Here is a 16,306-nt window from a genome sequence, read left to right as displayed (position 1 = left end):
AAAATGCTGGTTGTTGCTTAGCTGCTGCTGTTCGACGCGAACATCGCGGTGAACATATTGGAGGTGTTGGTCATGGTCGACTGCAGCTGTTGGAGCGCGGTGAACTGCGCCAGATAGCGTTTGTAGGCATTGTCGAACTGGTTCTGCACGGTTGTCTGGCGGTTGGACAGGTCGCTTTGCAGGCGGTCGTTTTGTGTGCGGCGCTGCGTGATCAGGCCGCCAACGCCGCTGGTCCACAGTGTGGTCTGCTTGTTCATCGCGCCCAGCACACCGCTGTCGACGCCGATGCCGGAGCGGCCGAACAGCTTGTCCAGTCCGTCCGGATTGGCGGCGATGGCTTTGTTCAGGCGGTCGGCGTTCAGCGTCAGCGTGCCGTCCTTGGTGGCGCTGATGCCGTAACTGATCAGCGACTGACCGCCGCTGGCATCGCGCAGGATGCTGTTCAGGCGGTCGCGAAGGCTGAGCACGCCGGCGTCGTTGTAGAACGCGGCGTCTGGCGTGGCGGTGCTGGTGCCGGTGGCCGAGGTGAGCGAGTGGTCGCCGGCGGCGGTCAACGTCTTGATCGAGCCCAGCAGCGCGTTGTAAGCGTCCACGAACTTTTGCACATTGGCGGCGGTGCCGCTGTTGTCCGGGCTGATGGTCAGCGTGACCGGGGCGTCGTTGGCGCCCTGGGCCTGGGTAATCGTGAATTTGACGTCGTCGACGATGCTGAAGGTGTTCGATGCCTGCTTGACTTCGGTGCCGGTCTTGCTGCCGATGCGGACGATCGCGTCGTTGGCGACCGCCAGTACCGTCTGGTTGGCATCCGCCATCGCGCTGTCCAGCGCCGGGTCCACACCGGTGGTCTGGACCGACTGGACGATGTTGCCCTCGCCGGTGGCGTTGGATGTCAACACCAGGCGCGTCTGGTTGCCGATGGTCATGGTCGACGCGGTGATCTGCGATTTATTGGTGGCGGAGGCATTGATGGCGGCTGCAATTTCCTTGGCGCTCAGCGTATTGTCCTTGTTGGTGTCGGCGCTGGACAGGTCCACGTCGAATTCGGCGCCGTTGGCCAGCACAATCTTCATGCTGCCGCCGGTGGCGGCGCTGTCGGCGACGTTGTATGAGACCTGGCCGGACGTGGCCAACTGTTGCACATAAAACGCATAGCTGCCGGCCTGCGCCGCTGCGCTGGCGCTGGCATTGCCGATGGCCGTGTTGCTGAACGCTGCCTTGGTGGCGGTGACCGAACTGCTGCCCGAGGCCAGGCTCGCCAGTGTCGACTGGAACGCGCTCAGTGCCGACCCCAGCTTGCTCAGCCCGGTGGCGGTGGCGGTGGCGGCGGCGGTCTGCTGATCCAATATGGCCTTCCTGGATGCCACATAGCTGTTGGCCAGGTTCTCGGCGGTGGTTTTCGGATCGTAAGTCGGGCTGGTGATAACTGCCATGGTCGTGCTCCTGGGGGGATGATCAAGTGTACCCTGTTATAAGGCGACCTTAATCGTTTCCATATGAAAAATATTTAACGCAAATTTCTGCAGCGGCGCTTATTTTTGGCCGCGCAACCATAGTTGCGTTGCCAGATCGTCATGTTGCTTGCGCTCTTTGACGTTCAGCTCTTGGGTGACTGCCTTTTGCGTCTTGTCCAGCACCTTGCCCAGCACCTCGCGCCGGACCCAGGCGGCGTTGAGCGCCTGTTGCGAAACCGCCATATCGGCCTCGTGCATATGGAGGTCGAGCCGGTGGCTGTCGGCCATCGCCATCACCGCCTGCTTGTAGTTGCCGCAGTTGCCGGCCAAGGCCGGGTGCAGGTTGCCGCTGGCGCCGCTGTTGGTGTACAGGCTGGTCAGGCGGTCCAGATTTTTCTGGTAGCGCTCGCGCAGATGGGTCTTTTCCGCCATCTCGGTCTGCAGGCGCTCGACTTCCGTGTTGCGCAGGGCGACCAGGGTGGTCAGGTTGCGGATTTTCTGTTGGCTCATGGTGTCATCAGCTTCTCAAGTTGCGCAATGCAATCGGCAATGGGCGCCGCTTCCTTGGTGCCCTGGCACAAAAACTCTTCCACCCTCGGGTGCAGCTGCACCGCCTTGTCGGTGACCGGGTCGGCGCCGGGCACATAGGCGCCGAGCGGGATCAGGTCGCGCACGCGCTCGTGGCGGGCCATGCTGGCCTTGAGCGCGCGCGACGCCATCTGGTGGGTGTGGTCGATCACTTGCATCATGCAACGGCTGATCGAGGCCGCGATATCGATCGCCGGATAGTGGCCGCGCTCGGCTAGCTCGCGGGTCAGCACAATGTGGCCGTCGAGAATGGCGCGCGCGGTGTCCACCACCGGGTCCTGCTGGTCATCGCCCTCGGCCAGCACGGTGTAGATGGCGCTCATGCTGCCGGTCTGGTTCTCGCCGTTGCCGGCCGATTCGATCAGCTGCGGCAGGTTGGAGAACACCGACGGCGGATAGCCCTTGGTGGCCGGCGGCTCGCCCAGCGCCAGCGCGACTTCGCGCAGCGCCATGGCGTAGCGGGTCAGCGAGTCGACCAGCAGCAGCACGTTCTTGCCCTGGTCGCGGTAGTGCGCCGCGATCGCGTGGCACAGCTCGGTGGCCATGACGCGCATCAGCGGGCTCTCGTCGGCCGGCGCGATCACCAGCACGGCTTTTTGCAGCCCCTCTTTGCCCAGCGACATGTCGACAAACTCGCGCACCTCGCGCGACCGCTCGCCGATCAGGCCGACCACGACGACATCGGCCACGGTCTGGCGCGTCATCAGGCCGAGCAGCACGGATTTGCCGACGCCGGAGCCGGCCATCAGGCCGACCCGCTGGCCTTTGCCCAGCGTCAGCATGGCATTGATGGCGCGCACGCCGACGTCGAGCGGTTCGGTGACGGGTTTTTTGCGCAGCGGATGCACGCGCGGCGGCTGTGACTCCAGCGGGAAATCGCCGCTGAGCTTGCCAAGGCCGTCGATCGGCTCGCCGAGGCCGTTGACCATGCGCCCCAGCCAGCCGGAGCCGATCTGCAGGCTGACTTTTTCCGGCGACGGCAGCACGCGCGCGCCGGTGGTCAGGCCGACCGCTTTCTTGAACGGCATCAGGTACGAGACTTTTTCGCGGAAACCGACTACTTGCGCGTCCAGCCAGTCGCCGCCGACTGTCTCAATCTGGCAACGCTGACCGGTGTGTAGCGGGCAGCCAACCGCCTCAAGCAACAAACCGGACGCGCCCACCAGGCGGCCCGTCGGGGTCGCCATGGGTACCGAACCCAGTTCGAGATTGCGTAAGGCATCGGCGATCACTCTTCGCCCTCCGGTTCATCGCCGCTGTCGGCGATCTGCAGTTGATTATCGACCTGTTCCATGACGGCGGCAAGCCGTTGATGGCAGCCGGCATCGACTTCATTGTCACCCGCTTTGATGCGGCATTCGCCGACTTCCAGGCGGGCGTCGGGGATCAGGTTCCAGCGCTTGGAACGTTTCGGGTCCAGCTCGGCGATGCGCTTGAGTTCTTCCGGATTCAGGAAGACATCGATTTCGTCGCGGGTCGGCGGCATCGACGCCAGCGTCTCCTCGACCAGCGCCATCAGTTGCACCGGTTGCAGCGCCAGTTCGGCGCGGATCACCTGACGCGCCACTTTCGCCACCAGATCGACCACTTCCTTGCGTTGCGCGGCGCGGTAGTCCGAGCGCAGTTTCTTCAGGCTTTTCAGCATGGCGTCGACCGGGCGCGCCATCTGATCGTAGGCCACCAGGGTTTCGTGGCGGCCTTCTTCGCGGCCCTGTTCCTGGCCGGACAGGCGGCCGGCCTCAAAGCCGTCTTCCTGGCCGCGCGCGAGGCCGATTTCGTAACCGTCGCGCTGGCCCTGTTCAAAGCCCTCGCTGACCGAGGCCGCCCACTGCGCGCCACCATCGCCGCCATGGCCGTGAGCATGGCCCTGCGCGGCGGCGGCGGCCGCGCGCTGGGTGGTGAACTGCGCCAGCGGCGGAAAGCGGTAAGAGCGGAACTGCTTCATTCCACCACCTGTTCGGCGAACAGCTGGATCTCGACTTCGCCGGCGTCGGCCAGCGCCTTGACGGTGGCCATGATTTCCTGGCGTGTCTGTTCGATCCGCGACATCGGCACCGGACCGGCGCGGCGCATCATGTCCTCGAAGGCTTGCGCCTGGCGTTTCGGCATGGTCTTGAGGATGGCGTCGCGCACCGAGATGTCGGCGCCCTTGAGCGCGATCGCCCACTGTTCCAGCGGCACGTCTTCGAGGATGCGGGTGACGGCCTGTTCGGTCTGGTTGCCGAGGATGAAGAAGTCGTACATCGACAGCTCGATCTTGGACACCACCTCCGGGTCGTGCGCGCGCAGCAGTTCCACCATCTGCGCGCGGTTGCTCGGCAGGCGGTTGAGGATCTCGGCGGTCTGGCGGATGCCCTCGACGCTGGTGCCCTGCGAATCGAAGGAGCTCAGGCAGCGGTCCACCAGCTCGTCGAGCTCCTGCAGCAGGTCGGCGTCGACTTCCTCCATGCGCGCCAGGTTCAGCAGCACCAGGTCGCGCGTGTCCTGCGGCAGGCCGTCGATGATCTGGCCGGCCAGCGCGGCCGGCAGGAAGGCCACGAACACCGCCTGCATCTGCACGTGTTCGTTGGAGATGTAGTCGGCCAGCCACTTCGGCGAGGCCCACTGCAGGCGCGCCATTTTCGGCCGCAGCTCGTCGCCGTAGATGTTGTTGAGCACGGTGTTGGCGAGGTCGCCGCCGAGCGCCAGGTCCAGCGAGCGCTTCAGGTAGGAGCGCGAGGCGCCATGCACGCCGGACTGTTCGCGGTAGTCGTCGAAGAACTTCTGCATCGCGTTCTTGACCGACTCGACCTTGATGCCGCTCATGCGCGACATCACCTGCGTCACTTCCAGCAATTCCTCGCGCGTCAGGCAGCGCAGCACGGCGGCGGCCGGCTCCTCGCCGATGCTCAGCAGCACAATCGCCGCCTGTTCCACCGGCGTCAGCTTGGTGGGCATGGCGTATTCGCCGCCATCATCATCCATGTTATTGAGTTCGGCCATTTTTCTGCATCCATTGTTTGACGACTTCGGCTACGCGTTCCGGTTCTTTCGCGGCCAGCACTTTCAGGTGGTCGACCATGACGTCGACCGCCGAGCCCGGTGGCGGCAGATCGTAGTTTTCCAGCAGCGGCACCACCGGCATGCCCGCCTGACCGGCGGCGCTGTTGCCCAGCGCGCCGGCCACGGCCGGGGAGGCGCCGTCGGCCAGCACCGCCTGTTCCTTGGCGGCCGCTTCCTTGGCTTCCCTGGCGGCGGCCACGGCCGCCTGTTCGGCGCTGCGGCGCTCGGCGGTGATGCGGGCGGCTTCTTTCGGGTCCGGCGTGAAGCGCATCGTGACCAGGCGCATCAGCGGACGCAGGATCAGCAGATAGCCGAGCAGGGCGGCGACGGCGTAGATCGCGTATTTGCTGATGTCGACGATGTTGTCGCGCTCTTCCCACCACGCCACCGGCGCGGCCTTGGCCGGGAAGTTCATGGCCGACACCACCAGTTGGTCGCCGCGCGCGGCACTGATGCCCAGGCCGTTGCGCAGGATCTTGTCGATGTTGGCGATGTCGGCGGCGCTCCAGCCGGTTTTCGGCGTCGGCGCCGCCGCTTGCGCCAGCACCACCGCCACGCTCAGTTTCTCCAGGCGGCCGCGGCTGCGCTTGGTCTGGATGATGCTGCGGTCATAGGCGTACTGACGGGTGGTGGCGTTCTTGCGGGCGCTGCCGTCCGGCTGCTGGGCGTTCGGATCGCTGGCGCCGCCGGCGGTCTGCTGGGCGGCGGCGGCCGGGTTGGCGTTGGCTGGCGGCGGCCGGTTCGACAGCGTGCCCGGCACGCCCATCACCATGCGGTTGCGGTCCTGTTCCTCGCGCATTGCCTCGCTGGTGACTTTCGGGTCGGCGCCGTATTTCTCCACGGTTTCTTCGACCCGGTCGTTGTCGACATCGGCCGCCACCGACATGTGGTAGTTGTCGTCGCCGATGACCGGACCGAGCAGGCCCTTGATGTTGGCCTTGACCTGTTCCTGGTAACGTTTGGCGGCGTCGTTGCCGCTGGTGCCGGCGTCAAAGCCGTCGGCCAGGTCGATATGGGCCGACAGCAGGTTGCCGGCCTGATCCACCAGGCTGACGCGCGCCGGCGTCAGGCTGGCGACGCTGCCGGCCACCATGTTGATGACGGCGGCGATCGCTTCCGGCGGCAGCGTGGCGCCCGGCTTGAGCTGCACCACCACCGAGGCCGACGACTTGTCGCCGTCCGCCGACACGAACGAGGTCGACTTGGCGATCGACAGGTGCACGCGCGCGTGTGAAATCGCGTCCAGGGTCATGATCGATTGCGCCAGCTCGCCTTCGAGGCCGCGGCGGAAGCGCACATCCTGCACGAACTGCGACACGCCCAGCGGGTCGTTCTTGTCCATCAGTTCCAGGCCGGCCGGCAACTGCGCGGTCACGCCCTTTGCGGCCAGCAGCATGCGCACCTTGCCCAGCATCGAGTCCGGCACCAGCACCTGGCCGCTGTCCGGGTGGACGCGGTAGGGCACGTGTTCGCCGTCGAGCACGGCCATCATGTCGGGCGCCGAGACTTTCTCGCGCGCGCCGAACACCGGCTTGTAGCTGGACTGGTTGCTCCACATATACATCAGCACCAGCGCCGTCAGGCCGATCGCCAGGATCAGCAGCGGGTACAGCGTTTTGAGCAGGGCGGGCGGCAGCGCCGGCGCCGACGGGTTGGCGCGCCAGCGGTCGAAGGCGGACTTGAAGGTGTTAATCACGGTGAATGCTTTCGCGCAGGCTTACAGCGGTAATTTGATCAGTTCGTCGAGGCCGCCCATGACTTTGTTGCGCACTTGCATCAACATCGAGAAGGACAGGCCGGCCTCCTGGCTGGCCAGCATGGCGCCGACCAGGTCGTCGCTGTTGCCGGCGTCGACATCGGCCATTTGCTGGCCGGCCGCCGCGTCCTGGCGGTTGACGCCGTCGATGGCGTTTTGCATCGACTGCGCAAACGAGGCGGCCGGTTGCGCCGCCTGCGGGCCGAACTGGTTGGCGGCGGCGATCTGCGTGTGTTGAGCGGCCAGGTTTTGCGCCGCGTTGGTCAACGACGCCAGGTCGGCCTGTATCAGGCTGGAGAATCCGTTACTCATCTTGCTACCCCCGTTATTGCGGCGTTGTGGCCGCTTTGAATCCAGATGCCTACCATAGCGAGATTGCCGAAAAGCAGCAAGTCCAATGGCAGAATATGTGACGTTCTATCGCTAACCTGCGACACATCCATTGTGCATGTCACACTCTTGTCAAAAAGCTAGCGTATGGATGTCGGACTAAATCGGACGCGCCCGCTCCGCAGCGGCCCGGCACGGCCGGTGTCGCATGGTTGGTGAATTGTTGAATGTCAATTCTCCGCGGCGCGCTGCGGAACGGCGCTTGAAACAGTTATCCTGGAGCAAATCTCGTTATAAATCATTTACTAAGCGTCGCTTGTTGAGGTATGTTGCGGAGCAGCGTAAGAACCCTACAATCTGAACTAAGCTTACCGAATGGCAATATTCTTGTAAAGCGAAATTTGTCCGGAAGGAAATTTTTCACCAGAATATTGTTGGTTAGCAATAATGTGAATTTTCAGGTATGCTGCTACCGAGATCGTCCTACGTTGTGAAAAAATTGCGCGGGAAGTAAGCAGTTTTTGGCTGGATAGTGCGATGATGCAGACGTAGGAAGAATTAACCGCCATGGCCGATACATGACAACGACAAAACAGACGCAACATCAAGTGCTGGACCCGTGCCTGCTGGGCCGTCCGGTACACCTGCTGCATATCTTTGCGGCCCAGTTGCGCGACGATCTGGCGCAGTCCATGCGCCTGAACATGAACCGCCGCTACTGGGGCGGCTTCCGGGTCGACGACGTCGCCTTCAGCCGCCTGGACGGCAGCGAGACCCGTGGCCGCTGGCTCAGCTTTGCCGCGCCGGCCGGCCAGATCGCCTTCTCGATGGAGCGCAAGGTGTTGCTCAGCGTGCTCAACTACCGCTACGGCAGCGGCGGCAAGAGCGAGCCCAAAAGCGCGCCGAAGGCGGACGCCGCGGCCGGTGACCATCCCGAGGTCAAAGCCGAGGTCAAACCCGAGGCCGCCGCGCTGGTCGACGAGAGCACGGTGCGCGTGACCGCCACCGAGGAGCGTCTGGCTGTGGTGTTGGGGCAACAGTTATGCGGCACGCTGGCCGGCCGCATCGAGCTCAACCTGCCCGCCAGCGACAAGCCGGCCGCCGACGGCGAGGGCGCCGCCGCCGACACCGAATTCAAGCCCGCGCCCGGCTCGCAGCCGCCCAAGGGCACGTGGGTGATCACCGTCACCGTGGCCGACGTGGCCAGCGGCGCCAGCGGCCGCTACTGGTTCGCGCTCGATAAGCCGCTGATGGCCAGCGTGCTGCGCGGCTTGCTGCGCGACCGCGACACCGGGAAAAAAATCAAGAGTGCGGCGCCGCTGGCGCAGCGCCTGCAGGTGGGTCTGGTGGGCCGCCTGGCTAGCAAGGAAGTGTCGCTGGGCAGCTTGTACGATTTGCAGGTGGGCGACGTGATCCCGATCAGCCTGTCCAGAGCGGACGTGTTGCTCGAAGAATCGCGGCTGTTCACCGCCGCGGTCACCGAGCATAAAGGCAAACTCTGTTTAACCTCTTTTGAAGACGCAGAATAATGATGAACATGAACGTAGCCAACCCAAGCGACGCCCTGCTGGAAGACCTGTCGGAAGAGATGATCATCGACCAGCCTGGCGCCGAGCTGACCGATCTGCCGGCCGCCGCGCCGCGCCGCGACCTGCCGGCCATGATGCGCAAGATTCCGGTGACGCTGACGCTGGAGGTCGGCTCGGCCCGCATTTCGCTGGAAGAGCTGATGAACATCGGCGCCGACAGCGTGGTGGAGCTCGACGTGCTGGCCGGCGAGCCGCTGGTGATCAAGGTCAACGGCACCGCCATCGGCCGCGCCGAGGTGGTGGTGGCGGGCGAAAACTATGGCCTCAAAGTGATCGACCTGGATGGCCTGAATCTGGACATGATGACCCCATGACCGTGGGCATGAACGCGCACTGGCGGCGTCGCCTGCTGGCGGCCGCGCCGGTGATGGCCTTGCTGGGCCTCGGCGCCGCCTGCGCGCCGGCCCAGGCGGTCGACCTGCTGGCCAATGTGGTGCCGGGAGCGAAGACCGAACTGACGGTCAAGATGCAAATCCTGATCATCATGACCTTGCTGGGCTTGCTCCCGGTGATGGTCATGATGATGACCAGCTTTACCCGCTTCGTCATCGTGCTGTCGCTGCTGCGCCAGGCCCTGGGCTTGCAGCAGGGCTTGCCCAACCGGGTGATCACCGGCGTGGCGCTGATCCTGACGCTGCTGGTGATGCGGCCGATCGGCGACCAGATCTGGACCGAGGCCTTCGTGCCCTACGACCAGGACAAGATCGGCCTGGAAACCGCGCTGCGGATCGCCGAGCAGCCGGTGGCGCGCTTCATGCTGGCGCAGACCAGCAAGGCGGCGCTGCAACAGATCGCCCACCTGGCCGGCGAGGACAAGATCACCGACCCGACCCAGCACGCGTTCACCGTCAAGCTGGCCGCGTTCGTGCTGTCGGAGCTGAAGACCGCGTTCCAGATCGGCTGCATGCTGTTCATCCCGTTCCTGGTGATCGACCTGGTGGTGTCGTCGGTGCTGATGGCGATGGGGATGATGATGCTGTCGCCGCTGGTGATTTCCTTGCCGTTCAAGCTGTTGCTGTTCGTGCTGGTCGATGGCTGGACGCTGACCGTCAACACGCTCGTCACGAGCATCCAGGCCTACTGAGGGAGCGACGCCGATGCTGACCCCCGAAATTGCCGTCGATCTGGTGGTCGAGTCGCTGCACATCGTCATGCTGCTGGTGGTGGTGCTGGTCGTGCCCGGCCTGATCGTCGGCCTGCTGGTGGCGCTGTTCCAGGCCGCCACGCAGATCAACGAGCAAACGCTGAGCTTCCTGCCCAGGCTGCTGGTGACGCTGCTGGCCATCATCCTGGCCGGGCGCTGGATGTCGACCTATCTGATGGACTTCTGCGTGTCCATCTTTACCCGCGCCGCCACCCTGGTCGGCTAAGCCCCGATGGAACCGATCCTGTCCCAGTTGCTGCCGCTGCTGACCGCCATCTGGTGGCCGTTCTGCCGCATCCTGGCGATGTTCATCGGCGCGCCGGTGCTGGGCGAGGCGGTGACGCCGACCACCGTGCGCATCCTGATCGCGCTGGTGCTGGCGGTGCTGATGCTGCCGCTGACCAGTGGCGTCGACTGGGGCCCGGCGGCGATCAATCCGTTCTCGCTGCACGGCGTGGTGGCGACCATCGAGCAGGCGCTGATCGGCTTTGTGCTGGGGCTGGCGTTCCACTTCGCCATGTCGGTGATCGGCGTGCTGGGCTTCATGGTGTCGTCGCAGATGGGGCTGTCGATGGCGGTGATGAACGACCCGATGAACGGACAGTCGTCGGACGTCACCTCGGCGCTGCTGTCGACGCTGTCCATCATCGTCTTCTTCGCCATCGACGGCCACCTGGTGATCGCCAACGTCCTCGGCCAGAGCTTCAAGGCCTGGCCGCTGGGTCACGGCTTCGGCAACCCGCTGCTGGAGGCGGTGGCCTACAACGTCGCCTGGATCTTCTCGGCCGCCATGCTGCTGGCGCTGCCGGTGGTGTTCGCCACCATGGTGGTGCAGATCGGCTTCGGCTTCCTCAACCGCGTGGCGCCCAGCCTGAACCTGTTCGCGCTGGGCTTTTCGGTGATCACCATCTTCGGCCTGCTGATGCTGGCCCAGGTGGTGCGCTTCATTCCCGAACACTATGTGCGCATGACGAACATGGTGTTGGAGCTGATCCGTCAGCAAATGCAGGTGGCGCATGGCTGACGACAGCACTGGCGATAAAACAGAAAAGGCTTCACAGCAGAAGCTGAAGAAATCCCGCCAGGAAGGGCAGGTGGTGCGCTCGCGCGACCTGTCGACCGCGATCGGCATCCTGGTCAGCCTGAAGCTGTTCGTCTACATGCTGCCGACCTATCTGGGCGAGTTCAACGAGGTGTTCCACCAGAGCTTCGCGCCGCTGGACGGCGACGGCGCCATCGACAACGCCCTGTCGATCGTGTTCAGCACCTCGATGGTGCTGCTGATCAAGATGTTGCTGCCGCTGTTCGTGGTGCCGCTGTTCATCGTGCTGGGCGCGATGGTGCCGGGCGGCTGGGTGATCTCGACGAAGAACATGGCGCCCAAGCTGTCTCGCATGAGCCCGGTTGCCAACATCGGCCGCCTGTTCAGCGGCAAGCACGCCTTCGAGCTGCTGATCTCGATCGGCAAGGCCGGCGTGCTGATCGCCGTACTGATCCACGTGGCGCGCTCGATGGTGCCGGACTACACGCAGCTGCAGATGCTGCCGTTGGGCCAGGCGCTGCTGTCGGGCTCGCACCTGATGCTGGATGGCCTGATGTCGCTGGTGGCGGTGTTTGTCATCTTCGCGCTGATCGACGTGCCGGCGCAGGCCTGGTTCTTCGCCCGCAACCAGCGCATGTCCAAGCAGGACCAGAAGGAAGAGCACAAGTCGACCGAGGGCCGGCCCGAGGTCAAGGGCCGCATCCGCCAGTTGCAGCGGGCCATGGCGCGGCGCAGCGCGCGCAAGAGCGTGCCGACCGCCGACGTGGTGATCGTCAACCCGGAGCACTACGCGGTGGCGCTGAAGTACGACGCCGGGCGCGCCGCCGCGCCGTATGTGGTGGCCAAGGGCGTCGACGAGATCGCGCTGTACATCAAGGCGCTGGCCTATGAATTCAAGATCGAGGTGATGGAGCTGCCGCCGCTGGCGCGCGCCATCTACAACACCGCCCAGGTCAACCAGCAGATCCCGGTGCAACTGTACCAGGCGGTGTCGCAGGTGCTGAACTACGTGCTGCAGCTGCAGGCCTTCCGCGCCGGCCGGCGCAACGCCGAGCCGCCGCGTCCAAGAGAAAGTGAAGTCGTTGTGCCCACATCCATGAGCGAGGTTAAGCAGTGAATTTTTTCAAAACGCTGATGGCGGAAGCCGGTCGCCACAAATTCGCCACGCCGGCATTCCTGTTGATCATCCTGGCGATGATCATCCTGCCGCTGCCGCCGATATTGCTGGACGTGATGTTCACGTTCAACATCGTGGTGGCGCTGATCGTCATCCTGGTGTCGGTGTCGGCCAAGCGGCCGCTGGACTTCTCGGTGTTCCCGACGGTGATCCTGGCCACCACCATGCTGCGGCTGACGCTGAACGTGGCGTCGACCCGGGTGGTGCTGCTGCACGGCCATGAGGGCACGGCGGCGGCCGGTCATGTGATCGAGGCCTTCGGCAACGTGGTGGTCGGCGGCAATTACGTGGTCGGCATCGTGGTGTTCGTGATCCTGATGATCATCAACTTCATGGTGGTGACCAAGGGCGCCGAGCGGATTTCCGAGGTGTCGGCGCGCTTCACGCTGGACGCGCTGCCGGGCAAGCAGATGGCGATCGACGCCGACCTCAACGCCGGCCTGATCAATCAAGAAAAGGCCCAGCAGCGGCGCATGGACGTCGCCACCGAGGCCGACTTCTACGGCGCCATGGACGGCGCCTCCAAGTTCGTGCGCGGCGACGCCGTGGCCTCGATCCTGATCCTGATCATCAACATGGTCGGCGGTGTGGCGATTGGCGCGCTGATGCAGGACATGTCGTTCGCCGACGCCTTTAAACAGTACGCGCTGCTGACCATCGGCGACGGCCTGGTGGCGCAGATCCCGGCGCTGCTGCTGTCGGCGGCGGCGGCGATCCTGGTCACCCGGATTTCGGACTCGGGCGACTTCGAGCAGCAGGTCGGCAGCCAGGTGCTGACCTCGCCGAGCGTGATGTTCAGCGCGGCCGGCATGATGATGATTCTGGCGATGGTGCCGGGCATGCCATGGCAGATGTTCGTGCCGTTCGCGCTGGTGCTGGCGTATGTTGGCTGGAGGCTGCGCGGCCGGGTGCTGGTGCCCGACACCTCGAATATCGACGCCATCGAAGCGGCGCTGCGCGACGACCGCCAGCCCGAGCTTGACTGGCACAGCCTGCCGCTGGTGCAGCCGCTGCAGGTGGCGGTCGGCTACAAGCTGGTGACGCTGATCGACAAGGCGCACGGCGAGCCGCTGAGCAAGCGCGTCAAGGGCGTGCGGCAGAGCATCTCCGAAGCCATGGGCCTGTTGCTGCCGCCGATCACCGTGCGCGACGACCTCGGCCTGAAGCCGACGCAGTACTCGGTGATTCTGTCGGGCAGCGTGGTGTCGCAGGCCGAGGTGTTCGCCGACCGCCTGATGGCGATTCCATCGCCCAATGTGTACGGCCAGATCGACGGCATCCCCGGCATCGAGCCGGCCTACGGCATGCCGGTGACGTGGATCGAAACCAGCGAAAAGGCCAACGCGCTGGGGCTGGGCTACCAGGTGGTGGAAACACCGAGCGCGATCGCCACCCACCTGTCCAAGCTGATCCGCGAATACCTGCCGGAGCTGTTCCGTCACGAAGACGTGCCGGCGCTGCTGGACCGGCTGACGGCGCAGGCGCCCAAGCTGGCGGCGGCGCTGGACAAGGCGCTGACCCATACGCAGCTGCTGCGGGTGTTCCGCGTGCTGCTGGCGGAAAACGTCTCGCTGAAAGACATCGTGCCGATCGCCACCACGCTGGTGGACAGCTCGGAGACCACCAAGGACCCGATCCTGCTGGCGGCCGAAGTGCGCTGCGCGCTGCGGCGCCAGATCGTCACCGCGCTGTTCGGCCAGAAGACCGAGATGCAAGCCTTCAACCTGGGCGGCGACCTGGAAAACATGCTGCTGGGATCGTTGAATCAGGCGCGCCAGAGCGGCAAGGTGGTGCTGGACAACTACCCGATCGACCCGCATCTGCTGGCGCAGTTACAGGTCAACATGCCGGTGGCGCGCGAGCAGATGAAACAGCAGGCGACGCCGCCGCTGCTGCTGGTGCTGCCGCAGATCCGGCCGCTGCTGGCGCGCTACGCCCGCCTGTTCGCGCCGGGTCTGCACGTTCTCTCTTACAACGAAATCCCGGAGAACCGCGAAGTCAGCATCATCGGCACGGTCGGCTAAAACCCGGTGTCAGACCTGACACCGGGTTTTTTATTGCGGCTCGTCGGCCAGCATGGGTTGCGACAGCAGGGTCGCCACTTCGGCCATCGCTTTGAACAGCGATAGCGTCAAGGCCGCCGTGTGCAGCCGGCTCGGCTGTGCGTGCTCGCCGGCCGGCGCCGGCAGTTCGCGCCGCAAGCGGCAGCGCAGGATGGTCAGACCGGCGCGACCCACCACCGCCGCCAGCTGCGGCAGGATGTCGCGCATGTGCTGCATGGCCGAGGTCTGGGCGGCGCCGATTTCCATCACCACGCTGTTGCCGCTGGCAGGCTCCAGTTGTATCACCACCCGGCCTATGCCGGGCAGCATCAATTCCAGCCGCAAGGCCACGCGCGAACGGCGCCGGCGGTTGCGGTCGTATTCTTCGTCGTCCTTGACCACCACTTTCAACACCAGGCGCTCGGCGCCCCAGGCAAACACGGCGAAACGCCAGGGTTCCATTTCGGTCACCAGCGGCATGCCGGGACGGGCGTCGCGCGGCGACTGGTCGGCCATGAACAGGCTGGCCGGCAGGTGCTGGCCGGTGGCTTGCTCCAGCCACGCGGCGCGTTGCTCGGCGTAGGTGCGCACCATCACTTGCCACGAGGCGGCCATCAGACTGGTGTCGGGCGGCTGCCAGACCAGCTGACGCGACAGGAAGACCTGGTTGGGGCGCATGGCGGCCGCGTCGCCACCGTCGGCCACCTCGGCCAGCGCGCTGGCCAGCGCTTCGGCGGCGCCGGGCGGCAGTTGCCGGCCTTCGGGCGCGTCGAGGATGGCGCCGACCGAGTTCGGGCCGTTGGTGCCGTTGGGACCGCCGGGGGCGAGCGGACCGATGGGGAAATCGATATCGAGCGGGCCTTCGCTGCCCGGCACGCGCGTGACCTGGCCTGGCTGTGCCAGCGGCCGGTCAGGAACGCTCAGCGGACGCGCCGCCGCTCCGATACGATCTACTGCCATCAAGCTCGCTTTCTGTCATTTTACGGGTATAAAAAAAGCCAACCGAAGTCTTCCGGTTGGCCCTTGGTCGCATCCGGATATGCATACATATCCGGATAGTACTACGATTACTGCAGCAGGGACATAACCAGCGACGAGGTGCTGTTCGACTGCTTCAGCATCGCGGTGCCGGCTTGCAGCAGCATCTGCGATTGGGTCATGTTCGACGATTCGGTAGCGAAGTCGGTGTCCATGATGCGGCCGGTCGCGGACTTGGTGTTGCCCGAGACGTTTTGCAGGTTGTTATAAACGTGGTCCAGACGGTTAGCCACCGCGCCCAGTTGCGAACGCAGCGCGCCGACGTCGTCGATCGCGGTTTTCAGCAGATTGATCGTGCCGTTCGGGTCATCGCTCAATGCGGTGCCTACGGAAGCGCCGGCGGTACCATCGGAAACAAAACCGGTGGCTGAGGCCAGCACCGAGGCGGTCATCTTATCAATCGCGCCGCTCAGGTTGACTTCCATTTTCTCTTCGGACGAGGCGCCGATCTGGAAGGTCAGCTTGGTGTTTTGCAGCGTGCTGCCGCCGTCTGCCGCACCGGAGAACAGTTTGGAGCCGCCGAACGAGGTGTTGCCGATGATGTTAGACAGTTCGTTGGTCAGTGCGTTGAATTCAGCCTGCATCGCGGTTTGGTCATCGGCGGTCGACGATGCATCAGCTGCCTGGGTCGCCAGATCCTTCATGCGGGTCAGGATGGTGGTGGTTTCGTCCAGGGCGCCTTCGCCGGTTTGCAGCAGCGAGATCGAATTCTGGGTGTTGCGCATGGCCATGGCCATGCCGCTGGTTTGTGCTTTCAGACGGGTGGCGATCTGCAGGCCTGCAGCATCGTCCATCGCCGAATTGACACGGAAGCCGGTGCTCAGGCGGGTCTGCGAGGTCGACAGAGCCGATTGGGTGCGCGAGATCGAGCTTTGTGCGGAAAGGGCCGCGGAATTGGTGTGAAGGCTCAGCATGAAATAACTCCTGGTAGGTGGATTCAGTTCGGAGCAACGAATCTTTTTCGCTCTCCCAAGTACAAGACGACCGTATCCGGGAGGACATTAAATGCTTTATGGAAATTTATTGAAAATAATTTGTAACCGCGCTGAACGTCGCACCGGGCGCCTTTCCCACCACCGCTTAGGGACCGATTATCGGCCAGTTGCC

Annotated in this window: 16 protein-coding genes; 7 read left to right on the top strand and 9 right to left on the bottom strand. The window is 64.5% G+C overall.

Translation table 11 applies throughout. The features are described 5' to 3' along the window. Positions 1–17: 17 nt before the first annotated feature. The 7 genes from fliD to fliE all read right to left on the bottom strand — a co-directional run bounded on the left by fliD (position 18) and on the right by fliE (position 7,149). The gene (fliD, locus tag GTP44_RS18510) at positions 18–1,430 is read right to left on the bottom strand and encodes a flagellar filament capping protein FliD (RefSeq protein WP_161020581.1); all 1,413 of its coding nucleotides are present in this window, start codon (positions 1,428–1,430) and stop codon (positions 18–20) included. Between the two features lie 99 nt (positions 1,431–1,529). After that, the gene (gene fliJ / locus GTP44_RS18505; RefSeq protein ID WP_160990131.1) at positions 1,530–1,961 is read right to left on the bottom strand and encodes a flagellar export protein FliJ; all 432 of its coding nucleotides are present in this window, start codon (positions 1,959–1,961) and stop codon (positions 1,530–1,532) included. After that, the gene (gene fliI, locus GTP44_RS18500; protein WP_160990132.1) at positions 1,958–3,271 is read right to left on the bottom strand and encodes a flagellar protein export ATPase FliI; all 1,314 of its coding nucleotides are present in this window, start codon (positions 3,269–3,271) and stop codon (positions 1,958–1,960) included. Before fliI ends, fliJ begins: the two co-directional genes overlap by 4 nt. Then, on the bottom strand, positions 3,268–3,984 hold the full coding sequence (gene fliH, locus GTP44_RS18495; RefSeq protein WP_160990133.1) for a flagellar assembly protein FliH: 717 nt from the start codon (positions 3,982–3,984) through the stop codon (positions 3,268–3,270). The genes fliI and fliH overlap by 4 nt, the downstream gene beginning before the upstream one ends. Beyond that, positions 3,981–5,021, bottom strand: a complete 1,041-nt coding sequence (locus GTP44_RS18490) for a flagellar motor switch protein FliG (protein ID WP_160990134.1) — start codon at positions 5,019–5,021, stop codon at positions 3,981–3,983. The genes fliH and GTP44_RS18490 overlap by 4 nt, the downstream gene beginning before the upstream one ends. Continuing rightward, positions 5,005–6,777, bottom strand: a complete 1,773-nt coding sequence (gene fliF / locus GTP44_RS18485) for a flagellar basal-body MS-ring/collar protein FliF (protein ID WP_161020580.1) — start codon at positions 6,775–6,777, stop codon at positions 5,005–5,007. Before fliF ends, GTP44_RS18490 begins: the two co-directional genes overlap by 17 nt. A 21-nt stretch (positions 6,778–6,798) precedes the next feature. Next, entirely contained in the window at positions 6,799–7,149 is a 351-nt protein-coding gene (fliE, locus tag GTP44_RS18480) for a flagellar hook-basal body complex protein FliE (protein ID WP_161020579.1), read from the bottom strand. Positions 7,150–7,745: 596 nt separating this feature from the next. Here fliE and GTP44_RS18475 point away from each other — a divergent pair. From GTP44_RS18475 to GTP44_RS18445, 7 genes are read left to right on the top strand one after another with little or no spacing between them, the layout of a single operon-like run. Continuing rightward, on the top strand, positions 7,746–8,696 hold the full coding sequence (locus GTP44_RS18475; RefSeq protein WP_161020578.1) for a FliM/FliN family flagellar motor switch protein: 951 nt from the start codon (positions 7,746–7,748) through the stop codon (positions 8,694–8,696). A 2-nt stretch (positions 8,697–8,698) separates the two neighbouring features. Then, entirely contained in the window at positions 8,699–9,070 is a 372-nt protein-coding gene (locus GTP44_RS18470; protein WP_175472492.1) for a FliM/FliN family flagellar motor switch protein, read from the top strand. Continuing rightward, positions 9,067–9,840, top strand: coding sequence for a flagellar type III secretion system pore protein FliP (fliP, locus tag GTP44_RS18465; protein ID WP_161020577.1), 774 nt, complete (start codon positions 9,067–9,069; stop codon positions 9,838–9,840). The genes GTP44_RS18470 and fliP overlap by 4 nt, the downstream gene beginning before the upstream one ends. 13 nt (positions 9,841–9,853) lie before the next feature. Then, on the top strand, positions 9,854–10,126 hold the full coding sequence (gene fliQ, locus GTP44_RS18460) for a flagellar biosynthesis protein FliQ (RefSeq protein WP_160990139.1): 273 nt from the start codon (positions 9,854–9,856) through the stop codon (positions 10,124–10,126). A gap of 6 nt (positions 10,127–10,132) precedes the next feature. Further along, on the top strand, positions 10,133–10,924 hold the full coding sequence (gene fliR, locus GTP44_RS18455) for a flagellar biosynthetic protein FliR (RefSeq protein ID WP_160990140.1): 792 nt from the start codon (positions 10,133–10,135) through the stop codon (positions 10,922–10,924). Then, the gene (locus GTP44_RS18450; RefSeq protein WP_160990141.1) at positions 10,917–12,059 is read left to right on the top strand and encodes an EscU/YscU/HrcU family type III secretion system export apparatus switch protein; all 1,143 of its coding nucleotides are present in this window, start codon (positions 10,917–10,919) and stop codon (positions 12,057–12,059) included. Before fliR ends, GTP44_RS18450 begins: the two co-directional genes overlap by 8 nt. Positions 12,060–12,076: 17 nt before the next feature. Beyond that, entirely contained in the window at positions 12,077–14,143 is a 2,067-nt protein-coding gene (locus tag GTP44_RS18445) for a flagellar biosynthesis protein FlhA (RefSeq protein WP_202412772.1), read from the top strand. A 30-nt stretch (positions 14,144–14,173) separates the two neighbouring features. Here GTP44_RS18445 and GTP44_RS18440 read toward each other — a convergent pair whose 3' ends face one another. Beyond that, entirely contained in the window at positions 14,174–15,121 is a 948-nt protein-coding gene (locus GTP44_RS18440) for a hypothetical protein (RefSeq protein WP_161020576.1), read from the bottom strand. Between the two features lie 107 nt (positions 15,122–15,228). Further along, a complete protein-coding gene (locus GTP44_RS18435; RefSeq protein ID WP_161020575.1) occupies positions 15,229–16,113 on the bottom strand; it encodes a flagellin N-terminal helical domain-containing protein in 885 nt (294 codons plus the stop codon). Positions 16,114–16,306 lie beyond the last annotated feature (193 nt).

The sequence above is a fragment of the Duganella lactea genome (assembly GCF_009857505.1).
GTDB classification, from domain to species: Bacteria; Pseudomonadota; Gammaproteobacteria; order Burkholderiales; family Burkholderiaceae_D; genus Rugamonas; species Rugamonas lactea.
Note: the sequence above shows the minus strand (reverse complement) of the source record. Positions and strands in the feature narration are given on the sequence as shown.